This window comes from Pectobacterium punjabense (assembly GCF_012427845.1).
Taxonomy (GTDB): domain Bacteria; phylum Pseudomonadota; class Gammaproteobacteria; order Enterobacterales; family Enterobacteriaceae; genus Pectobacterium; species Pectobacterium punjabense.
This window is the reverse complement of sequence record NZ_CP038498.1, coordinates 231939-250578: the sequence shown is the minus strand read 5'-3', so window position 1 is coordinate 250578 and position 18640 is coordinate 231939. Positions and strand designations below refer to the sequence as shown.

General features: G+C 50.6%; 19 protein-coding genes. 8 read left to right on the top strand and 11 right to left on the bottom strand.

Features of this window, described 5'->3' with window-relative positions:
- Nucleotides 1-40 precede the first annotated feature (40 nt).
- The gene (locus E2566_RS01135; RefSeq protein ID WP_107169023.1) at nt 41-652 is read right to left on the bottom strand and encodes an IMPACT family protein; all 612 of its coding nucleotides are present in this window, start codon (nt 650-652) and stop codon (nt 41-43) included.
- The gene (gene pepQ / locus E2566_RS01130; RefSeq protein WP_107169022.1) at nt 652-1983 is read right to left on the bottom strand and encodes a Xaa-Pro dipeptidase; all 1332 of its coding nucleotides are present in this window, start codon (nt 1981-1983) and stop codon (nt 652-654) included. Before pepQ ends, E2566_RS01135 begins: the two co-directional genes overlap by 1 nt.
- 185 nt (nt 1984-2168) lie before the next feature.
- Between pepQ and fadB the strand changes: the two genes are divergently transcribed.
- The 7 genes from fadB to E2566_RS01095 all read left to right on the top strand — a co-directional run bounded on the left by fadB (nt 2169) and on the right by E2566_RS01095 (nt 9717).
- The gene (gene fadB, locus E2566_RS01125) at nt 2169-4358 is read left to right on the top strand and encodes a fatty acid oxidation complex subunit alpha FadB (RefSeq protein WP_107169021.1); all 2190 of its coding nucleotides are present in this window, start codon (nt 2169-2171) and stop codon (nt 4356-4358) included.
- An 11-nt stretch (nt 4359-4369) separates the two neighbouring features.
- A complete protein-coding gene (gene fadA, locus E2566_RS01120; protein ID WP_107169020.1) occupies nt 4370-5533 on the top strand; it encodes an acetyl-CoA C-acyltransferase FadA in 1164 nt (387 codons plus the stop codon).
- 299 nt (nt 5534-5832) lie between these two features.
- Nucleotides 5833-6795 (top strand): glutathione S-transferase family protein, encoded by a 963-nt coding sequence (locus E2566_RS01115; RefSeq protein WP_107169019.1) that lies wholly within the window; start codon nt 5833-5835, stop codon nt 6793-6795.
- A gap of 144 nt (nt 6796-6939) precedes the next feature.
- Nucleotides 6940-7770: a transporter substrate-binding domain-containing protein gene (locus tag E2566_RS01110; RefSeq protein ID WP_107169018.1), complete on the top strand. Its 831-nt coding sequence runs from the start codon at nt 6940-6942 to the stop codon at nt 7768-7770.
- A 17-nt stretch (nt 7771-7787) separates the two neighbouring features.
- The gene (locus tag E2566_RS01105; protein WP_107169017.1) at nt 7788-8531 is read left to right on the top strand and encodes an amino acid ABC transporter permease; all 744 of its coding nucleotides are present in this window, start codon (nt 7788-7790) and stop codon (nt 8529-8531) included.
- On the top strand, nt 8518-9276 hold the full coding sequence (locus E2566_RS01100; RefSeq protein WP_107169016.1) for an amino acid ABC transporter ATP-binding protein: 759 nt from the start codon (nt 8518-8520) through the stop codon (nt 9274-9276). Before E2566_RS01105 ends, E2566_RS01100 begins: the two co-directional genes overlap by 14 nt.
- A 12-nt stretch (nt 9277-9288) precedes the next feature.
- Nucleotides 9289-9717 carry a GNAT family N-acetyltransferase gene (locus E2566_RS01095; protein ID WP_205942471.1) on the top strand — a complete coding sequence of 143 codons (429 nt, stop codon included), beginning with the start codon at nt 9289-9291 and terminating at the stop codon, nt 9715-9717.
- Between the two features lie 70 nt (nt 9718-9787).
- Here the strand turns inward: E2566_RS01095 and fre are convergent, their stop codons facing one another.
- Together fre and ubiD are read right to left on the bottom strand one after the other, a co-directional pair.
- Complete coding sequence (gene fre / locus E2566_RS01090; RefSeq protein WP_107169015.1) at nt 9788-10489, bottom strand: NAD(P)H-flavin reductase; 702 nt, start codon at nt 10487-10489, stop codon at nt 9788-9790.
- A 49-nt stretch (nt 10490-10538) separates the two neighbouring features.
- A complete protein-coding gene (ubiD, locus tag E2566_RS01085; protein WP_107169014.1) occupies nt 10539-12035 on the bottom strand; it encodes a 4-hydroxy-3-polyprenylbenzoate decarboxylase in 1497 nt (498 codons plus the stop codon).
- Between the two features lie 200 nt (nt 12036-12235).
- Between ubiD and rfaH the strand changes: the two genes are divergently transcribed.
- Complete coding sequence (gene rfaH, locus E2566_RS01080) at nt 12236-12724, top strand: transcription/translation regulatory transformer protein RfaH (protein ID WP_107169013.1); 489 nt, start codon at nt 12236-12238, stop codon at nt 12722-12724.
- A 57-nt stretch (nt 12725-12781) separates the two neighbouring features.
- On the opposite strand, the gene hemB is transcribed toward rfaH, so the two are convergent.
- The 7 genes from hemB to ubiJ all read right to left on the bottom strand — a co-directional run bounded on the left by hemB (nt 12782) and on the right by ubiJ (nt 18640).
- Complete coding sequence (gene hemB, locus E2566_RS01075; protein ID WP_107169012.1) at nt 12782-13804, bottom strand: porphobilinogen synthase; 1023 nt, start codon at nt 13802-13804, stop codon at nt 12782-12784.
- Nucleotides 13805-13821: 17 nt separating this feature from the next.
- Nucleotides 13822-14604, bottom strand: coding sequence for a 3'-5' ssDNA/RNA exonuclease TatD (gene tatD / locus E2566_RS01070; protein WP_107169011.1), 783 nt, complete (start codon nt 14602-14604; stop codon nt 13822-13824).
- A 79-nt stretch (nt 14605-14683) separates the two neighbouring features.
- Nucleotides 14684-15436, bottom strand: a complete 753-nt coding sequence (gene tatC, locus E2566_RS01065; RefSeq protein WP_107169010.1) for a Sec-independent protein translocase subunit TatC — start codon at nt 15434-15436, stop codon at nt 14684-14686.
- 3 nt (nt 15437-15439) lie between these two features.
- Entirely contained in the window at nt 15440-16033 is a 594-nt protein-coding gene (gene tatB / locus E2566_RS01060) for a Sec-independent protein translocase protein TatB (RefSeq protein WP_107169009.1), read from the bottom strand.
- A 3-nt stretch (nt 16034-16036) separates the two neighbouring features.
- Entirely contained in the window at nt 16037-16297 is a 261-nt protein-coding gene (gene tatA / locus E2566_RS01055) for a Sec-independent protein translocase subunit TatA (protein ID WP_107169008.1), read from the bottom strand.
- Between the two features lie 82 nt (nt 16298-16379).
- Entirely contained in the window at nt 16380-18020 is a 1641-nt protein-coding gene (gene ubiB / locus E2566_RS01050; protein WP_107169007.1) for a ubiquinone biosynthesis regulatory protein kinase UbiB, read from the bottom strand.
- Nucleotides 18017-18640, bottom strand: a complete 624-nt coding sequence (gene ubiJ / locus E2566_RS01045; RefSeq protein WP_107169006.1) for a ubiquinone biosynthesis protein UbiJ — start codon at nt 18638-18640, stop codon at nt 18017-18019. Before ubiJ ends, ubiB begins: the two co-directional genes overlap by 4 nt.

The window sequence follows — 18640 nt, the reverse complement described above, 5'->3', positions numbered from 1 at the left end:
AGGGAATTCCTTAATGATTCATAAAAAAGCGCTGGGATTATTATAGAATCGGCAATAAATGCAACGCACCGCGACTTAAATCACGCAATTTCGTTGCCGCTTCCTCGGTTCCCCTGATGGGAAGAGAGAACCGCAATACGACGTCCACGCCATACTCGCTATGCAGCACTTTTCCGCCAAGCTGAAAGATCAGTGATTCTACCTGGGGCAACAGCGCATAATCACATTGTAAGCCATACTCTTTTTGCAAGACTTTCTCTTGCAGCGATACCAGCTTCAGCGCTTGCTGAACACCACCGCCATAGGCCTTCACTAATCCGCCAGTACCTAGCGGGATACCGCCATAGTAGCGTACCACCACCGCCGTAATCTCACCGATACCGCTTCCCATTAGTTGCGAAAGCATCGGTTTACCCGCTGTGCCGGACGGCTCGCCATCGTCAGAAAAACCAAGCTGCTGAGAATCGTCAGGCGCGCCCGCAACAAACGCCCAGCAGTGGTGCCCCGCCGAGGCGTGCTCTTCCCTGACGCGCTGGATAAAGGCTTTTGCCGCGTCGATTCCCGGCGTTGCTGCCAGGATCGTCGTAAAACGGCTTTTCTTTATTTCTTCACTGAAGCTCACAGGCACAGTAAGAATGGGATACGCTTGCATCAGGCCAGATTCAGGTCGCGCGTCATGTTCTCCACGCGCCCGTCATGAATGACAATATTATCCTCGATACGAATACCACCAAACGGTTTCAACGCATCGATTTTTTGCCAATCAAAGTGCTGACTCAATTCACCCTCACGCCACGGAGCAAGCAAGGATTCGATGAAGTAAATGCCCGGTTCGATCGTCATGACCATGCCGGGTTCAAGCACGCGAGTACAACGCAGATAAGGATGCTGCGACGGTGCCGCCAGATGTGTGCCGCGATCGTCTTGCATAAACCCGGCGACATCATGCACCTGCAAGCCCAGCGGGTGGCCAAGACCGTGCGGCAGGAAAGGCGATGTCATCCCCTGCTCCACCATGGCTTCTTCGCTGATATCACGCACCAGTTGATGTGATTTAAGCAGCTTCGCAATCCGTTGATGCATCTGAATATGGTAATCGCTATAGCGCACTCCTGCCTGAATGGTATCAATCAATGAAAGCATTTCCTGATTGAGATCTTTAATCAGCAGGGCAAATGCGCCATCACTCTGCGCAGAATAGGTACGCGTCAGATCGGCGGCATAGCCGTTATATTCGGCACCCGCATCAATCAGGAAGCTGCGGACATCGGAAGGCACCTGATGATCTAACTGGGTATAGTGCAGCACCGCCGCATGTTCATTGAGCGCGATGATATTGCCGTAAGGCACATCGATATCCCGATGACCAGTAGCCGTCAGATACGCCAGATTAATATCGAACTCGCTCATGCCAGAGAGAAACGCTTCATGTGCAGCCCGATGACCGATCACCGCCGTCTTCTGCGCTTCACGCATGCAGGCCAGCTCGTAATCGGTTTTATAAGCGCGGTGGTAGTGCAGATAATCCAGCACGCCCTGAGGATTAATATTGTCTGCACGAATCCCCAAATCCTGCGCACGCTGTGGTGCGTAGCCGATATAGGCAACACGTTCACGCTGCGACGGAAGCAACTGCCCAATATCATCGGCATTCCGCAGCACGGTAATATCAATTTCTTCAGTCCAAAAACTCTCGGGAACCGGTGCAACGTTATGCCAGTAATCCACCGGTGAGTAGAACCACAGTTTTGGCGGGTTAACGCCGTCAATCCATAGCCAGCAGTTCGGCACCTGCGTGACGGGCACCCAGGCTTTAAATTGCGGGTTAACTTTAAAAGGATAGTCGTGATCGTCCAGAAAAACGGTCAACAGCTCACCAGAGTGAATCAGTAATGCGTCAAGCTGATGGCGCGCTAAAACCGTCTGAGCACGTGCTTGCAGCGTCGCCAGATGGTGATGATATAAAGAAGCCAGCTTTTCCATGAGTATCCTTGTACGTCACGACATGATCCCTCCATTTTAACACAGGCATGTCCCAAGGGCAGCGTCCGGTGCTTTGTGATCGATTCGGCAAAAAATTAATCTCTCGTTTGCAAAAAATTAACATTAAAACCACAATCCGCTTATCTGGTCATACCAGATCACACACACAAACAGCGGAGATAAACATGCTTTATCAAGGTGAATCCCTCTACCTGAACTGGCTTGAGGACGGCATTGCCGAGCTGGTATTTTCTGCCCCTGGCTCCGTAAACAAGCTAGATACCCGCACAGTTGCCAGCCTAGGTAAAGCGCTGGACGTTCTGGCGGAACAGCCAAACCTGAAGGGCTTACTGCTACGTTCAGACAAACCTGCATTTATTGTCGGTGCCGATATCACGGAATTCCTGTCTCTTTTTGCCGCACCGGCAGAGAAGCTGCATGAGTGGCTTGTCTTCGCCAACCGTATTTTCAACCGTCTTGAGGATTTACCCGTTCCCACACTGTCCGCGATTAATAGCTATGCATTGGGCGGCGGTTGTGAATGCGTACTCGCAACCGATTTTCGCTTAGCCACGCCAGATGCGCGCATCGGCTTGCCTGAGACTAAACTCGGGATCATGCCGGGCTTTGGTGGCACCGTTAGGCTACCGCGCCTGCTGGGGGCTGACAGCGCGCTGGAGATTATCGCCGCGGGTAAAGACATCGGCGCAGCTGATGCTTTAAAAGTAGGACTGGTGCAGGCCGTGGTGACCAATGACAAACTGGTTCCCGCTGCCATCAAGATGTTAAAGCAGGCCATAAAGGGCGAATTGGATTGGCAGGGTTATCGACGCCCGAAACTTGAAGCGCTGAAGCTCAATAAAATTGAATCCATGATGAGCTTTACCACCGCCAAAGCGATGGTGCTACAAACTGCCGGGAAGCATTATCCCGCACCGATGTTAGCGGTCAAAACCATCGAAGCCGCTGCAACCATGACGCGAGATGACGCATTGCAGCTCGAAACGCAGCACTTCGTTCAACTGGCTCGCTCAAATGAAGCGCGCGCCCTCGTCGGCATTTTCCTAAACGATCAATATGTTAAAGGTAAAGCGAAGAAACTGGTTGGCGAAGCATCCGTACCGCAGCAGGCCGCCGTGCTAGGGGCAGGGATTATGGGCGGCGGTATTGCCTATCAATCTGCGTTCAAAGGCGTGCCGATTCGGATGAAAGATATCAACGAGAAGCCGCTCGCGCTGGGGATGAATGAAGCAGCCAAGCTCCTGAATAAGCAGATGGAACGAGGCAAGTTGGACGGAATGAAAATGGCGACGATTCTGGCCAGTATTCAGCCAACGCTGAATTACGCTGGGTTCGAGCGCACCGATATCGTGGTTGAGGCCGTAGTTGAGAACCCGAAAATCAAAGCCAGCGTACTCGCAGAAACCGAATCGCACATTAGCGAAAGTACGATTCTGGCTTCGAATACCTCAACGATTCCCATTACTACACTGGCTGCCTCGTTAAAACGGCCGCAAAATTTCTGCGGTATGCACTTCTTCAACCCGGTACACCGCATGCCATTGGTCGAAATTATTCGCGGCCCTAAAACCAGTGACAGCACCATCGCCTGCGTGGTGGCTTACGCCAGCAAGATGGGCAAAATGCCGATTGTTGTAAACGACTGCCCCGGATTCTTCGTGAATCGAGTGCTGTTCCCCTACTTTGCGGCATTCAGCTTACTACTCAGAGACGGAGCCGATTTCCGCGAGATCGATAATGTCATGGAGAAGAAATTCGGCTGGCCGATGGGCCCGGCCTATCTGCTCGATGTTGTCGGTATTGATACCGCTCACCATGCGCAAGCAGTAATGGCAGAAGGATTTCCACAGCGGATGGCGAAAGATTATCGCGATGCGATCGACGCGTTGTTTGAACATCAGCGCTTTGGGCAGAAAAACGGTCAGGGCTTCTATCGTTATCAAACGGATAGCAAGGGGAAACAGCGTAAAGAACAGGATGACGCTGTAGATGTGCTTCTTAACGACATCAGCCAACCGAAAAAAACGTTCAGTGCAGAAGAGATTATCGCTCGCATGATGATCCCGATGATTAATGAAGTCGCGCGCTGTCTGGAAGAAGGTATCGTCGCCAGCCCGGCTGAAGCAGACATGGCGCTGGTATACGGATTAGGTTTCCCTCCCTTCCACGGCGGAGCCTGCCGCTATCTGGACACATTGGGAAGCGGACGTTATGTCGAGATGGCGCAGCAGTTGGCGCACCTCGGCGCAATCTATCAGGTGCCAGACGGCTTGCAGCAAAAAGCCAGAAGCAATGAAGGCTATTACCCATCGGTCGCGCCACACGCGGACGTTTCCCACGGACAACCGGCATGAGGGCAGGAAATATGGAAAAGGTAGTGATTGTTGATGCCGTACGCACGCCGATGGGGCGATCCAAAGGCGGCGCCTTCCGTCAGGTGAGAGCAGAAGACCTGTCCGCACACCTGATGCGTAGCTTATTAAGCCGTAACGCCGCGCTAGACGCCCACGAGATCGACGATATCTACTGGGGATGTGTGCAACAGACGCTGGAGCAAGGCTTCAATGTGGCTCGCAACGCGGCTTTGCTGGCTGAAATCCCGATGAGCGTACCGGCTACAACGGTTAACCGACTCTGTGGTTCTTCTATGCAGGCGCTCCACGATGCTGCCCGCGCGATTATGGTTGGCGATGCGAATGTCTGCTTAATCGGTGGCGTTGAACATATGGGACATGTGCCGATGAATCATGGCGTCGATTTTCATCCGGGACTGAGCCGCACTATAGCCAAAGCGGCGGGTATGATGGGGCTGACGGCCGAAATGCTAGCACGTATGCACAATATTAGTCGCGATATGCAAGATCAGTTCGCCGCCCGCTCACACCTGCGAGCCTACAACGCCACTCAATCTGGCGCATTTCGCCACGAAATCATCCCCACGGCAGGGCATGATGCAGACGGCGTGCTGCAACGCTTCGATTATGATGAAGTCATTCGCCCGGATACCACCGTCGATAGCCTTGCAGCACTCAAACCGGCCTTCGATCCAGTTAACGGCACAGTGACAGCCGGATCGTCCTCAGCGTTGTCCGATGGCGCATCAGCCATGTTGATCATGAGCGAATCCCGTGCAGCCTCGTTAGGCTTACCGGTACGGGCTCGTATTAGAGCAATGGCCGTGGTGGGCTGCGATCCGTCGATTATGGGTTACGGCCCCGTCCCGGCGACAAAACTGGCGCTGAAGCGAGCGGGATTGAGTCTGGCCGATATCGGCATCTTTGAACTGAATGAAGCATTCGCTGCCCAGACGTTACCCTGCATTAACGATCTGGGGCTGCTGGAACAGCTCGATGAAAAGGTCAATCTAAACGGCGGCGCGATTGCGTTGGGTCACCCGCTCGGCTGCTCAGGGGCGCGCATCTCCACTACGTTGATTAATCTGATGGAAAGCCGCGACGTTCAGTTTGGCGTAGCGACGATGTGTATCGGCTTGGGACAGGGTATTGCAACCGTGTTTGAACGCCTTTAAGTCTACCTATGTCCCTCGTCACTGCGGCGAGGGACATTTAATACGCAGATAATACTTTCCGCCGCGTCACGGCACCGCATCTGAAACATTACCCATCTTATTATCAAAATAATGCATTAATAGCCTCCTCCAATTATCAAAAAAATAACACGCTGTAATTTCCTAATAAGAATATCCATTTTATGAATTTAACTTCATTTTTTATAACGCGCATAATTCAAAAACAGTAAACATCACCTTTTAAATTCACACTGAATAATAGTGAATTCTGTCTCTCATTTTTTATTAAGGAAAATATTATGAGTACCACCGTGGCAGAAGTCGGGCACATCGCTACCTCTGAAGAGGCACACGAGATTGCCCAGAATGGCGCATTTGTTCGGCAAAAAAATCGCTTTACGACGCCATTCGGCGAGCAGCCGGGCGATTTGCCCGTCGAAAAGGATCGCTATCGTTTATTGTGGTCCCCCGTCTGCCCGTGGGCGCATCGTGCGGTAATCGTCCGTACTTTGCTAGGTCTGGAAAACGTTATCAGCCTTGGTACTGCTAATCCCGTAAGGACCGAACAGGGTTGGGAATTTTCTCTGGATGAAGGCGGCGTAGATCCTGTACTGGGTATCCGTTATTTACCAGAAATCTATGCCAAAAGTGACGCGAATTACACTGGCCGAGCGACCGTTCCAACCGTCGTCGATGTTAAACAAGGCATTGTGGTCAATAACGATTATTTTAAGTTAACCAACTACTTTGAAACCGCCTTTAAACCTTTTCACAAACCAGACGCACCCGATCTATATCCAGAATCGCTGCGTGCCGAAATTGATGCGCTGAATGATGTGATTTTTAATGACATCAATAACGGCGTTTACAAAGCAGGCTTCGCCCATTCACAGGCAGCTTATGAAAACGCATGGGACACGCTTTTCCTACGTTTGGATGAACTGGAAACGCGTTTGGGTTCGCAGCGTTACCTGTTCGGTAACCAAATTACAGATTCCGACATTCGGTTATACGTTACGCTCGCCCGTTTTGACGTTGCCTATTACAGCGTTTTCCGCGCAAACCGCAACCGCCTGATCGACTTCCCCAATCTGTGGGCTTACGCCCGCGACCTTTACCAAACGCCGGGATTCGGCGATACCACCGACTTCGAAGCGATTAAACGCGGCTACCATCTGGGCGACATCAGTTTTAACCCTTATCAGATTCTGGCAAAAGGACCCGATGTATCGATTTGGCATACGCCCCATCACCGCGCTTGATTCCTTTTTTCCTTGGTACACCTCGCTCCGCATTGGCAGCCGATGTGGAGCTTTACCGATTCGTTTATCACTACCTGCGGGCATACAACACCGCAGCAAGCGGGATCGTCATTTTTCTTATCATTTCACACAGGATTATCAATAATGAAAACACGCCTCACTATAAGCACCTTGCCTGCATTACTTTTAGGTTTGAGCACGATAGTCACCGGTTATTTCAATGCTCATGACGCCCAGGCAGCTACAGCAAAATCTATTACCATCGCAACAAGCGCTGACCCACGTCCGTTTACCTATTTTGATAAAGATAACCAGCTCGTCGGCTACGATATTGATGTAGCAAAAGCCATCTTTAACCATTTGCCACAGTATAAAGTGTCGTTCGTCACGACCGAATTCACCTCAATTTTAGCAGGGTTGGATGCTGACCGTTTTCAACTCGGTGCCAATAACTTCGCCGATAACCCAGAACGAAAAGAAAAATATTTCTTTTCTCAGCCTATCTTTGAAAATCAGTTTGTGATTGCAACGCCAGAAAAGAATAACTCAATCCATACTTTCAACGATTTATTGGGAAAATCTACGGAAGTAAACCCCGGTATCAATTTCACAACTGCATTGGAGAAATTCAATCAGCAACATAAAGACAACCCCGTCAAGTTGCACTACACCGAAGCCGACTTACTCGTCTCCTTACAAAATTTGGAAAATGGAAAAACAGATTTCGCTCTGATTGATAAATCGATGCTGGAGCAATATATCCTGGAACACAAGTTAAAGCTGAACGTCATTCCCCTCAGTCAGGAAGACAGCCAGCGGATCGGCTCCCCTTACAGCTACTTTTTGATTGCGAAAGGTAAAGCAGGCGAACAACTTCTGAATGATATTAATGCACAAATAAAACAGTTAAGCGCTGATGGTACGTTATCAAAAATCAGCGAAAAGTATTTCAACGGGGATTACGCGCCTAAATGACACAGGATTCATTTTGAATGCCAAATATCTTCGACATCAAACTGGTTTTTACTCAAATTCCAGCACTGCTTGAATATTTACCCGTTACATTAGCAATCACGGCAATATCTATGATTATTGGTGTGATACTGGGATTTATTATTGCATCCATTCGTATCAGAAAGATCGTGTTCCTTAACCCGGCCGTTGGCGTATTTGTCTCGTTCATGCGAGGAACACCACTCATTGTACAACTGTATCTTTCCTATTACGGTATTCCCGTTCTATTGAAATATTACAATTACTACAACCAGACGGATTACAACGTTAATGACATCCCATCCATACTCTTTGTGTTACTGGCATTTTCCCTGAATGAAGCCGCCTACAATTCCGAGAGTATTCGCGCAGCCATGCTGTCGGTGGATAAAAAACAGATCGAAGCAGCCCAGTCGCTCGGCATGACGCCACTTCAAGTATTACGTCGTGTCACGCTGCCCAATGCGTTTATTGTGGCCTTACCCACGCTTGGTAACACGCTGATTAGCCTGCTCAAAGGAACGTCATTGGCATTTGTTTGCTCGGTAATCGATCTGACCGCCAAGGGGAAAATCCTCGCCAGCAGCAGCTATCGCTATTTTGAAGTGTATATCTCTCTGGCACTCATCTACTGGGCGCTAACGATTATTATTGAGCAAATCATCAAACGGGTTGAAACCACGATTTCTGTCCCAGATACCCCGCCGATTACGTCAGGAAAAAAACGTTATGCTCGAGATTAAGCATTTATCGAAGACGTTTCACAACAACGTCATTCTGGACGACATTTCCCTGACCATAAAAAAAGGCGATGTCGTGGCGATTATCGGTTCATCAGGTTCAGGTAAATCGACGCTACTTCGCTGTATTAACGTGCTAGAGCAGCCGGAGTCAGGGGAAATGACACTCAACGGCCACCTTTTTAATTTGGCCAACATGAATCAACGAGAACGTATTACGCTCCGGCAAAACACAGCGATGGTTTTTCAGCAATTTAGCCTGTTTCAACAAAAAACAGCGCTGGAAAATGTCATGGAGGGGTTACTGATCGTCAAAAAGTATCCTAAAGAAAAAGCACAGCAAATCGCGCGACAACAACTCAATAATGTCGGCCTTCCTGACCGGGAGGCGTATTACCCAAAGCAGCTGTCTGGTGGACAACAACAGCGCGTAGGGATCGCCAGAGCGTTGGCGATGGAACCGCAGCTTTTACTGCTGGATGAACCCACCTCTGCGCTCGATCCAGAATTGGTTGACGAGGTGTTGGATGTCATTAAACAGGCTGCGCAGGCGGGCAATACCATGGTGATCGTTTCTCATGAAATGGAGTTTGTTCGTCAGGTCGCCAGCCGCGTACTGTTTTTGGAGAAAGGAAAAATCATTGAGGACGGTACGGCACAGCAGGTTTTTGAGCGCCCACAAATGGAGAGAACCAAAGCATTTCTTTCTCGCTACTACAAACGTTACGAACCGGAATATACCATCTGACACGAGAACACGATGATGTCTATCAGAGTAGAGACAACGACCAATAACATTCCCTGGCAGCGCGTTGCTGACCTGCTGGCTTTTTACGATTTAAGTGATGACAATGCGGCCACACAGGAGAAAATCTTCAAAAACAGCTTCTCCGTTGTCTTTCTGTTCGATGAGGACTTGCTGATCGGCGTGGGACGAACCCTCTCGGACGGCGTTTGTCAGGCAGCTATTTATAATATCGCGCTTGATGAACGCTATCACGGACAGGGGTTGGGGAAACGGCTCATTCAAGCGTTGGTTGATACGGTCGCACAGTGCAATATTATTTTATACACCCATCCCCAAACCATCAGCCTGTATGAACATGTTGGCTTCAGACGCATGAAAACCGGAATGGCAAAATACCGTGAGGAGAGTCTGGAAGAGTTAACGGCTCTGGATTTTATTTAGTGTCGACGTTAGCCCGTCCGGTGACAGGGCTAACGATACAATATGGTCGAGCCAAATAAATAGGGTGGCGTTAAATAAACGAAAATGCATCGCTGAACATGTGAGCCGCCAACGCCCCGCGCTCGTTACAAAAACGCTCACGCGCAATTTTTGCCATCTCAAAACGCCCAGCAATGTAGATATCCTGTTCCGCCAGCGAGCCATAATCCTGCAAAACCGCACTCAGAACGGTGCCTGTTCTACCATCCCACCCTTCTTCCGGCTGTTCAACGACCGGCACCACACGCAAAGTCGGGTGCTTAGCCGCAAAACCCTCAAGCTCCGTTAAGTCATACAGGTGCTGGGATTCACGTCCACCCCAGTAAATGGAGATATCGCGCTCAGGTTGCTGCGCCAGCGCGGTCAGCAGAATAGAACGCACATACGAAAACCCGGTTCCGCCTGCAATCAATACCAGCGGTCGCGTGCTCTCTTCTCGCAGCCAAGCTTCGCCATGCGGAATATCGACCGTCAGGGCTTTTTCCTTGTGAATACGTTCCATCACGGCCATCGCGTAAAGGTTCAGTTCGGACGCCCCAATATGTAACTCAATAAAATCTTTATCCATCGGGGTTGATGCCAGTGAGAAAGGACGCTTATCTCGGTCCCCCATCACCACCATCAAATATTGGCCAGCCCGAAAGGAAAAAGGCGCTTCAGGTAACAAACGAACGCGATAAACCGTATCGGTTATGGCTTCGACCGAAGTCACTTTACAGCTCAATGTTGTCATGCATTCCCTCTATAGGGTCATAAAAGCAAAACTGAGAACAGAGCAGCCGTTAACGCTGGGGGGCTCTGTCGCTAAAAATGGCCAACTCGTCCCATATTTCATCAATGCGGGCACAAACCTGCGGGTCTTTCTTAATGGGGTGTCCCCACTCACGCTGCGTTTCGCCAGGCCATTTATTGGTGGCATCCAGACCCATTTTGGAACCCAGGCCAGAAACCGGCGAGGCGAAATCAAGGTAGTCTATCGGCGTATTTTCCACTAATACCGTATCGCGTGCCGGGTCCATACGCGTCGTGATCGCCCATATCACGTCTTTCCAGTCGCGTGCGTTAACGTCGTCATCGCAAACAATAACAAATTTCGTATACATGAACTGGCGTAAAAAAGACCAGACGCCCATCATGACGCGTTTAGCATGACCCGCGTACTGTTTCTTCATGGTAACGACCGCCAGACGGTAAGAGCAACCCTCCGGTGGCAAATAAAAATCGACAATCTCAGGAAACTGCTTTTGCAGGATCGGTACGAAAACTTCATTCAACGCCACGCCCAGTACCGCGGGCTCATCCGGCGGACGCCCCGTGTAAGTCGAGTGATAAATGGCATTTTGGCGTTGAGTAATGTGCGTGACGGTAAAGACCGGAAAGTGATCGACCTCATTGTAATAGCCGGTATGGTCACCATACGGCCCCTCTGCCGCCATTTCTCCAGGCTCAATATAGCCTTCCAGCACAATTTCTGCACTGGCGGGGACTTCTAAATCATTCGACAGGCACTTCACCACTTCAGTCTTATGCCCACGCAATAAGCCCGCAAAGGCATATTCTGACAGCGTGTCAGGGACGGGCGTCACCGCACCGAGAATCGTCGCGGGGTCAGCCCCCAGCGCGACGGCGACTGGAAAACGCTGCCCCGGATTTTCCTGACACCATTCCTGAAAATCCAGTGCGCCGCCGCGATGCGATAGCCAGCGCATAATGAGTTTGTTTTTACCCAGCACCTGTTGGCGATAGATCCCCAGATTCTGCCGCTCTTTATGCGGCCCGCGCGTCACGGTAAGCCCCCAGGTAATCAGCGGCGCAGCATCTTCCGGCCAGCACTGCATCACCGGAATCCGACGTAGATCAACATCATCACCTTGCCAAATCTGTTCCTGACACGGCGCAGAAGACAGCCGCTTCGTCGGCATATTCAGTACTTGACGAAACTTCGGCATTTTATCTACCAGATCGCGGAACCCTTTCGGCGGCTCAGGCTCTTTCAAAAATGCCAGCAGTTTGCCTACGTCTCGCAATGCGCTGACCTCTTCCTGTCCCATTCCCAATGCAACACGTTTCGGCGTGCCAAATAAATTGCACAGCACCGGCATGTCATAGCCTTTGGGGTTCTCAAACAGGAGAGCGGGACCTTCCGCACGCAGCGTCCGGTCGGCAATTTCCGTCATTTCAAGGTAGGGATCGATGGGCTGGGTAATGCGTTTCAACTCCCCTCTCTCTTCCAGCAGTGAGAGGAATTCGCGTAAGTCACGGTATTTCATGCTATTCATCGGGGGCAGTCTATCGTTCTGGCTATTATAAAGTCTCTTCGCCAGCCTGTCGCTTCCCGCAATGCCTATTTATGGCAAGAATCCAATCACCATCAAGAATCCATTCGTCATAGTGTGGTAACAAAAATATCCGCCGAAAATTTTTTATCCTTGCTCGCTTTTGTTATGCTTGCTCGTCGGAATCATAAGTCTGCGAAATTATGGAAGCCTGGTACTTACTATATTGTAAACGCGGTCAACTGCTGCGAGCAAAAGAACACCTGGAACGTCAGGAAGTCATCTGCGTGAGCCCGATGATCACGTTGGATAAAATCGTTCGAGGAAAGCGAACGGAAGTGTGTGAGCCGCTATTTCCAAACTACCTGTTTGTGGAATTCGACCCCGAACGCATTCACACCACCACCATCAGCGCAACGCGGGGGGTGAGTAATTTTGTGCGATTTGGCGCACTACCGGCGATCATTCCGCAGCAGGTGATCGATGAATTATCACTTCGCCCTATGCAGGAAATCCTTGACCCGTTGACGCCACAGCCCGGTGATAGCGTAGTGATAACCGATGGTGTCTTCTCTGGCCTTCAAGCTATCTACACTGAACCTGATGGTGAAGCCCGCTCAATGCTATTGCTGAATATGCTAAACAAGCAGGTCAAACACAGTATAGATAACCGAGAGTTTCGTAAATCCTAGCCCAGCACCGCCCTTATCCTATCCGGCGCGTTTATACCACGCCGGATGAGAATAGGCTTAGCGTTGCATATGCTGATCGTGTAACCACTGTGCGACACGCTTAGCGAAGTAGGTCAGCACGCCATCTGCCCCCGCCCGTTTAAAGCACAACAGCGACTCCATCACGACAGGTTGCTCCTGTAACCAACCGTTCTGAATCGCGGCCATGTGCATCGCATACTCACCAGAGACCTGATACGCAAACGTCGGCACGCCGAACGTGTCTTTGACACGACGAACCACGTCCAGATAAGGCATTCCCGGTTTGACCATCACCATATCCGCACCTTCCTGCAAGTCCTGCGCGATTTCCTGCAAGGCTTCATCGCTATTGGCCGGGTCCATCTGGTAGGTTTTCTTATTTCCACCTTTCAGATTACCCGCAGAGCCCACAGCATCACGGAAAGGCCCGTAATAACACGATGCATATTTAGCTGAATACGCCATGATCTGGGTATTGATCAGCTTTTGCGCTTCAAGGGTGTCGCGAATAGCACCGATGCGACCATCCATCATATCGCTAGGGGCAATAATTTCTGCTCCAGCTTCAGCGTGAGACAACGCCTGACGCACCAAAATTTCCTTGGTGACGTCATTAATCACATAGCCTTCGTCATCAATAATCCCATCCTGCCCATGAGTGGTATAGGGATCGAGCGCCACATCCGTCAGCAAGCCCAGTTCAGGGACAGCATCTTTCAATGCGCGGATCGTGCGCGGAACCAGGCCATTCGGGTTATAGGCTTCTTCGGCATAGAGTGATTTCTTATCCGCCTCAACGACGGGGAACAGTGACAGCACCGGAACGCCGAGCTTAGCGAGCTCTTCAGCTTCTTTCAGAAGCACGTCAATAGTCATCCGGTATACCCCCGGCATTGAGGGAACTTCCTGACGATGATTTGTCCCTTCCATCACGAAAACGGGATAAATCAAGTCATTCACTGTCAGTTGATTTTCAGCAACAAGGCGACGGCTGAAATCATGGCGGCGAATGCGGCGCATACGTCGGCCAGGGAACGTGCCGGGAAAAGCATTGCTCATGTCATTATTCTCCTGAATCAAGCCAGCCGGAAAACCCGGCGGGCATTTTCATCTGTTGTCTGTCCCAGCCATGTGGCATCTTCTCCACGCCACTCCGCAATCTGGCGAATAATATGAGGCAGATAACAGGGTTCGTTACGACGGGATGCGGGTTTAGGGCGTAAGTCCCGGGGTAACAGATAAGGTGCGTCGGTTTCCACCAACAGCCGATCGGCGGGAATATGTGGTAATAAGGCGCGTAACTCAAGCCCGCGGCGCTCATCGCAAACCCAACCCGTGATGCCGATCATCAGCCCCGCCGCAAGACACTCATCCAACTCGTGGCGATTACCGGTAAAGCAGTGAACCACAGCGGCAGGTAACTGATTCAGCCATGGCCTCAATAGGGAAATAAAGCGGAGATGGGCGTCACGGCAGTGAAGAAAAACCGGCATGGACAGCTCAGCCGCTATCGCTAACTGTTCGCTGAATGCGCGTTCCTGCTCCTCTGGAGTAGAAAAGTTACGGTTGAAATCCAACCCGCATTCACCAATGGCAACCACACAAGCCGCGTTTGCCATTTGATGAATCTGTTCAGCGATAGCGCTATCCCATTGGCTGGCATCATGCGGATGAACACCTGCCGTTGACCAGCAGTAATCGGGATAGGCTTGCGCCAGCAACATTGCCTGATGGCTTTCCTGAGCATTGGTTCCCGTGATCAAGATGCCACTAACACCCGCTTGTTTTGCCCGGATGACGACCTGTTCCCGGTCTTTTTCAAACTGGGAACTGGTTAGGTTGACACCAATATCAAACATGACTATCACTCTGGCGAATAAAAAAATAAGACCTCTCAAAGAGAGGTCATTTTACCATCCTACCGCAGGAGACCGTACGTTACGGCGATGGCTCCTCGGTTTCAGCTCTTCGGCCTTTACCAACATAAAACCGCGCGAAGAACACACCGATTTCAAACAGCAGGTACATCGGAATCGCCAGTAGCGTCTGTGAGAAAACGTCCGGCGGCGTCAGCAGCATCCCGACAACGAATGCGCCCACCAAAATATAAGGCCGCTTTTTCTTTAGGTCTTCTGGCGTCACCACACCACTCCAGCAGAGCAGTACAATGGCAACCGGCACCTCAAACGATACGCCAAACGCCATGAACAGCGCCATAACAAAATCGAGGTAGTTATTGATGTCGGTTGCAATCAACACGCCAACGGGTGCCGTTTTCGCGAAAAAGCCGAACGCTAGCGGAAACACCACAAAGTACGCAAACGCCATGCCCGAATAAAACAGCAGGCTGCTGGATACCAGCAACGGCATCATTAAGCGACGCTCGTGTTTATATAGAGCAGGAGCGACAAACGCCCACACCTGATAGAGCACCAGCGGCGCGGCGACAAACACTGAGACAATCATCGTCAGCTTTATCGGCGTAAAGAAAGGCGAAGCGACATCAGTCGCGATCATGCTAGCACCAGCAGGTAACTGCTCAATGAGTGGTGCAGAAACCACTTGGTAAATGTCATTGGCAAAGAACACCAGCACAACAAATACCGCCAGCACACAGATAATGCTGTTCAGTAGCCGCTTGCGTAGCTCAATCAGGTGGCTAATTAGCGGTTGAGTATCTTCATCGGCCATAAACTAACGACTATCACTCGGTTGACGGGCAGAAACAGCAGAAGACTGGGACTGCTCAGGTTTGACATTATCGTTGCCGACAGCTTCATCACCCGTGGCATTGCGACCATCATGGTGATGTTCAACAGCAGCACCGTTTTCAGGTTTAGGCTGGCTGTCTGCTGGACGTACTGCGGTTTCCGCTTCAATCACCCCGTCGTAGGCCGCTTCGGGATCGTTCAGCGGGGTATTGTGTTGCGGTTCCATCGCTGCGCTATGCCCATCCGATTTTTGGTGGTCATCTGATTTTTGCAGCGACGGTGTCTCGGTATAGCCACGCTTCATCGCTTCTGCTGCCTCTTTGAGTTCATCCATTGAGGCTTTCAACCCAGGCGAAAGATTCTGCAAACTGGCTTTTTCGACTTTCTTCAGGCTTTCCTGAAACTCCTGGAGTTTCAGCTCCTGCGACAGTTCATTCTGAACCGTAGACGCCAGCGAACGCAGCGTCCTAATCCAGCTTGCAACCGTCCTGACGGCGACGGGTAATCGTTCTGGCCCGAGAACAATCAGGCCAAGAACCATCACCAATAGCAATTCACCAAAACCGATATCGAACACAGCTTACACCTGCTCTTTATGCTGGCTCTTCGTGTCGCCCTGCTTAACGTCTGATTGGTTGTCAGTGATAGACTTGGTAGCGAAATCGGCATCTGGCTGCGTTTTGTCTGCGCTAGTGGACGGCTGATCGTCCCCCATCGCTTTCTTAAAACCTTTGATTGACGCGCCCAAATCTGAACCCAGCGTTCTCAGCTTGTTAGTGCCGAACAGTAAGATGACGATAACTGCAATAATCAGCAGGTTCCAGAGACTAATACCACCCATAACATTTACCTCTTTTCAAAAAGGGGAACGACAGAATTCTCGTTATTATATCGGGTAATTCTGGCGTACATCATGATCTGCTTCAACGAGTGCGACGCCAACCGATAATCCAGGCAACTATTCCTGCTGCCATCAACCCTGCGGGAACCATATCGGCTTCAACACCGCTGATTAGCAACAACGTACCACTGATTAGTAGCGTTGCGCCAATACCCAAAAGATATCGTGACTGCCCTTGGCGAGCATGCTGCGTTTTCAGCTCATGTGCCAGCTTATCGACGCTTTGCTTTAACATCTTATGCTGACGCAGCCCATCATAAAAGAGTTCGGGAAGCTCCGGCAATTTCTCAGCCCAGAACGGTGCCTTTTCTTTTAGCGCCCGGAAAACCGCAGGTAAACCGACCTGCTGCTTCAACCAGCTCTCCAGAAACGGCTTGGCCGTTTTCCACAGATCGAGCTGCGGATAAAGCTGCCGACCAACGCCCTCAATATATAGCAGCGTTTTTTGCAGCAATACTAGCTGAGGCTGAACTTCCATATTGAAGCGACGCGCCGTATTAAACAAATTCAATAATACATGGCCGAACGAAATTTCCGCCAACGGCTTCTCGAAGATCGGCTCACAGACGGTACGAATAGCAAATTCAAAATCTGCCACATTGGTGTCCGCCGGCACCCAGCCTGAATCGACATGCAGCTCGGCGACTTTGCGATAATCACGGTTGAAAAAAGCGATAAAATTCTCGGCCAAATAGCGCTTATCTTCTTTATTCAACGAACCGACGATACCGCAATCAATACCGATGTATTGCGGATCTTCCGGGTGCTCGTAGCTAATAAAGATATTGCCGGGATGCATATCCGCATGGAAGAAGCTGTCGCGAAATACCTGCGTAAAGAAAACCTGAACGCCACGCTCTGCCAGTAATTTCATATCCGTGCCATTGGCCTGTAGCGCCTCGACATCAGAAACAGGAATACCGTAGATGCGCTCCATGACCAACATGCTTTCGCTGCAATAATCCGAATAAATTTCCGGCACATACAGCATTGGGCTGTTATCAAAATTACGCCGTAGTTGGATGGCATTAGCTGCTTCTCGCAGCAGGTTCAGCTCATCAAGCAACGTTTTTTCGTATTCCAGTACCACTTCGCGCGGGCGCAGACGGCGACCATCCGGCAACAGGCGGGGCAACCAGCCAGCCAGACGTTTCATCAGGCGCATATCTGCCTTGATGACAGGCAAAATATCCGGGCGGATCACCTTGATAACGATCTCTTTTCCCGTACTTTTCAGGCAAGCGGTATGAACTTGCGCAATCGAGGCGGAGGCCAACGGTTTGATATCAAAATCGTCAAACCACTCTTCAAGAGGGATTCCCCCCATCGACAGCTCAATTTGCTCACGCGCTAGTTTGCCATCAAACGGTTCAACCTTATCCTGCAACATCGCTAACTGATCGGCGATAGCGGGTGGAAACAGATCGCGGCGCGTCGACATCATTTGCCCGAATTTAATCCACACCGGCCCCAGTTCCTGAAGCGCCAAACGCAGGCGTTCCCCTAAAGGCATATTGCGGTGACGATTAGGTAGCCAGAACAGCAGGCGACGCCCCGCTCGCAGCGGAAACGTCAAACGCATTTTAGGAATGAGTTCATCCAGACCATAGCTCAGCAACACACGTACAATACTGTAGAGGCGGCGTAATTCACCGGGCGTCATCGTAAAGCCTCCAGTTTCGCCAGTCGTTCGAACAACGCATCGACGGATTTATCCAGCGCGACAATTTCCTCATGGAACCAAGCATTTTCCAGTTTCCCCGGAGCCAGTCGCCACTCTTCCGTTAACGTCTCGGACAAGAAATGTTGCTGCTGATGTAATGACCGCTTCAGGAAATCCAGGGTTTTCTGTGCAGTCTGGCTAAGCCCCTGAGCAACAATGTCGCCCAGATAAGGGGACAACCATTCCGCTGGATCGAACTCCGCCAGATCGCACAGCACGATGAACTGTTGAACGACTTGAATATCACCTTCAATAACCAGTTCACCACTGCGCATCAGCGATGATAGCTGTTGACGATCGCGTAACTTCATCAGAACCGGAACGCGTGTTTGCAGACGACAATCAGCCAATTCTCCCCACTGGCTGACAACATCCAGCCGCTGTTCGCTAAACACCAGCACCAAGGGAACATCCAGTTCAGCCAGCGCGATCTGGAGTGTTTTCCCCTGTAAGCGCTGACGTGCTGACTTCATGCTTCGATCACAAGAAACGGTATCTTGAAAAAGCAGCTGATTCAGCGCAGTTTCCAGCGTAGCTGTCAGAAAAGACGTTATCAGCAT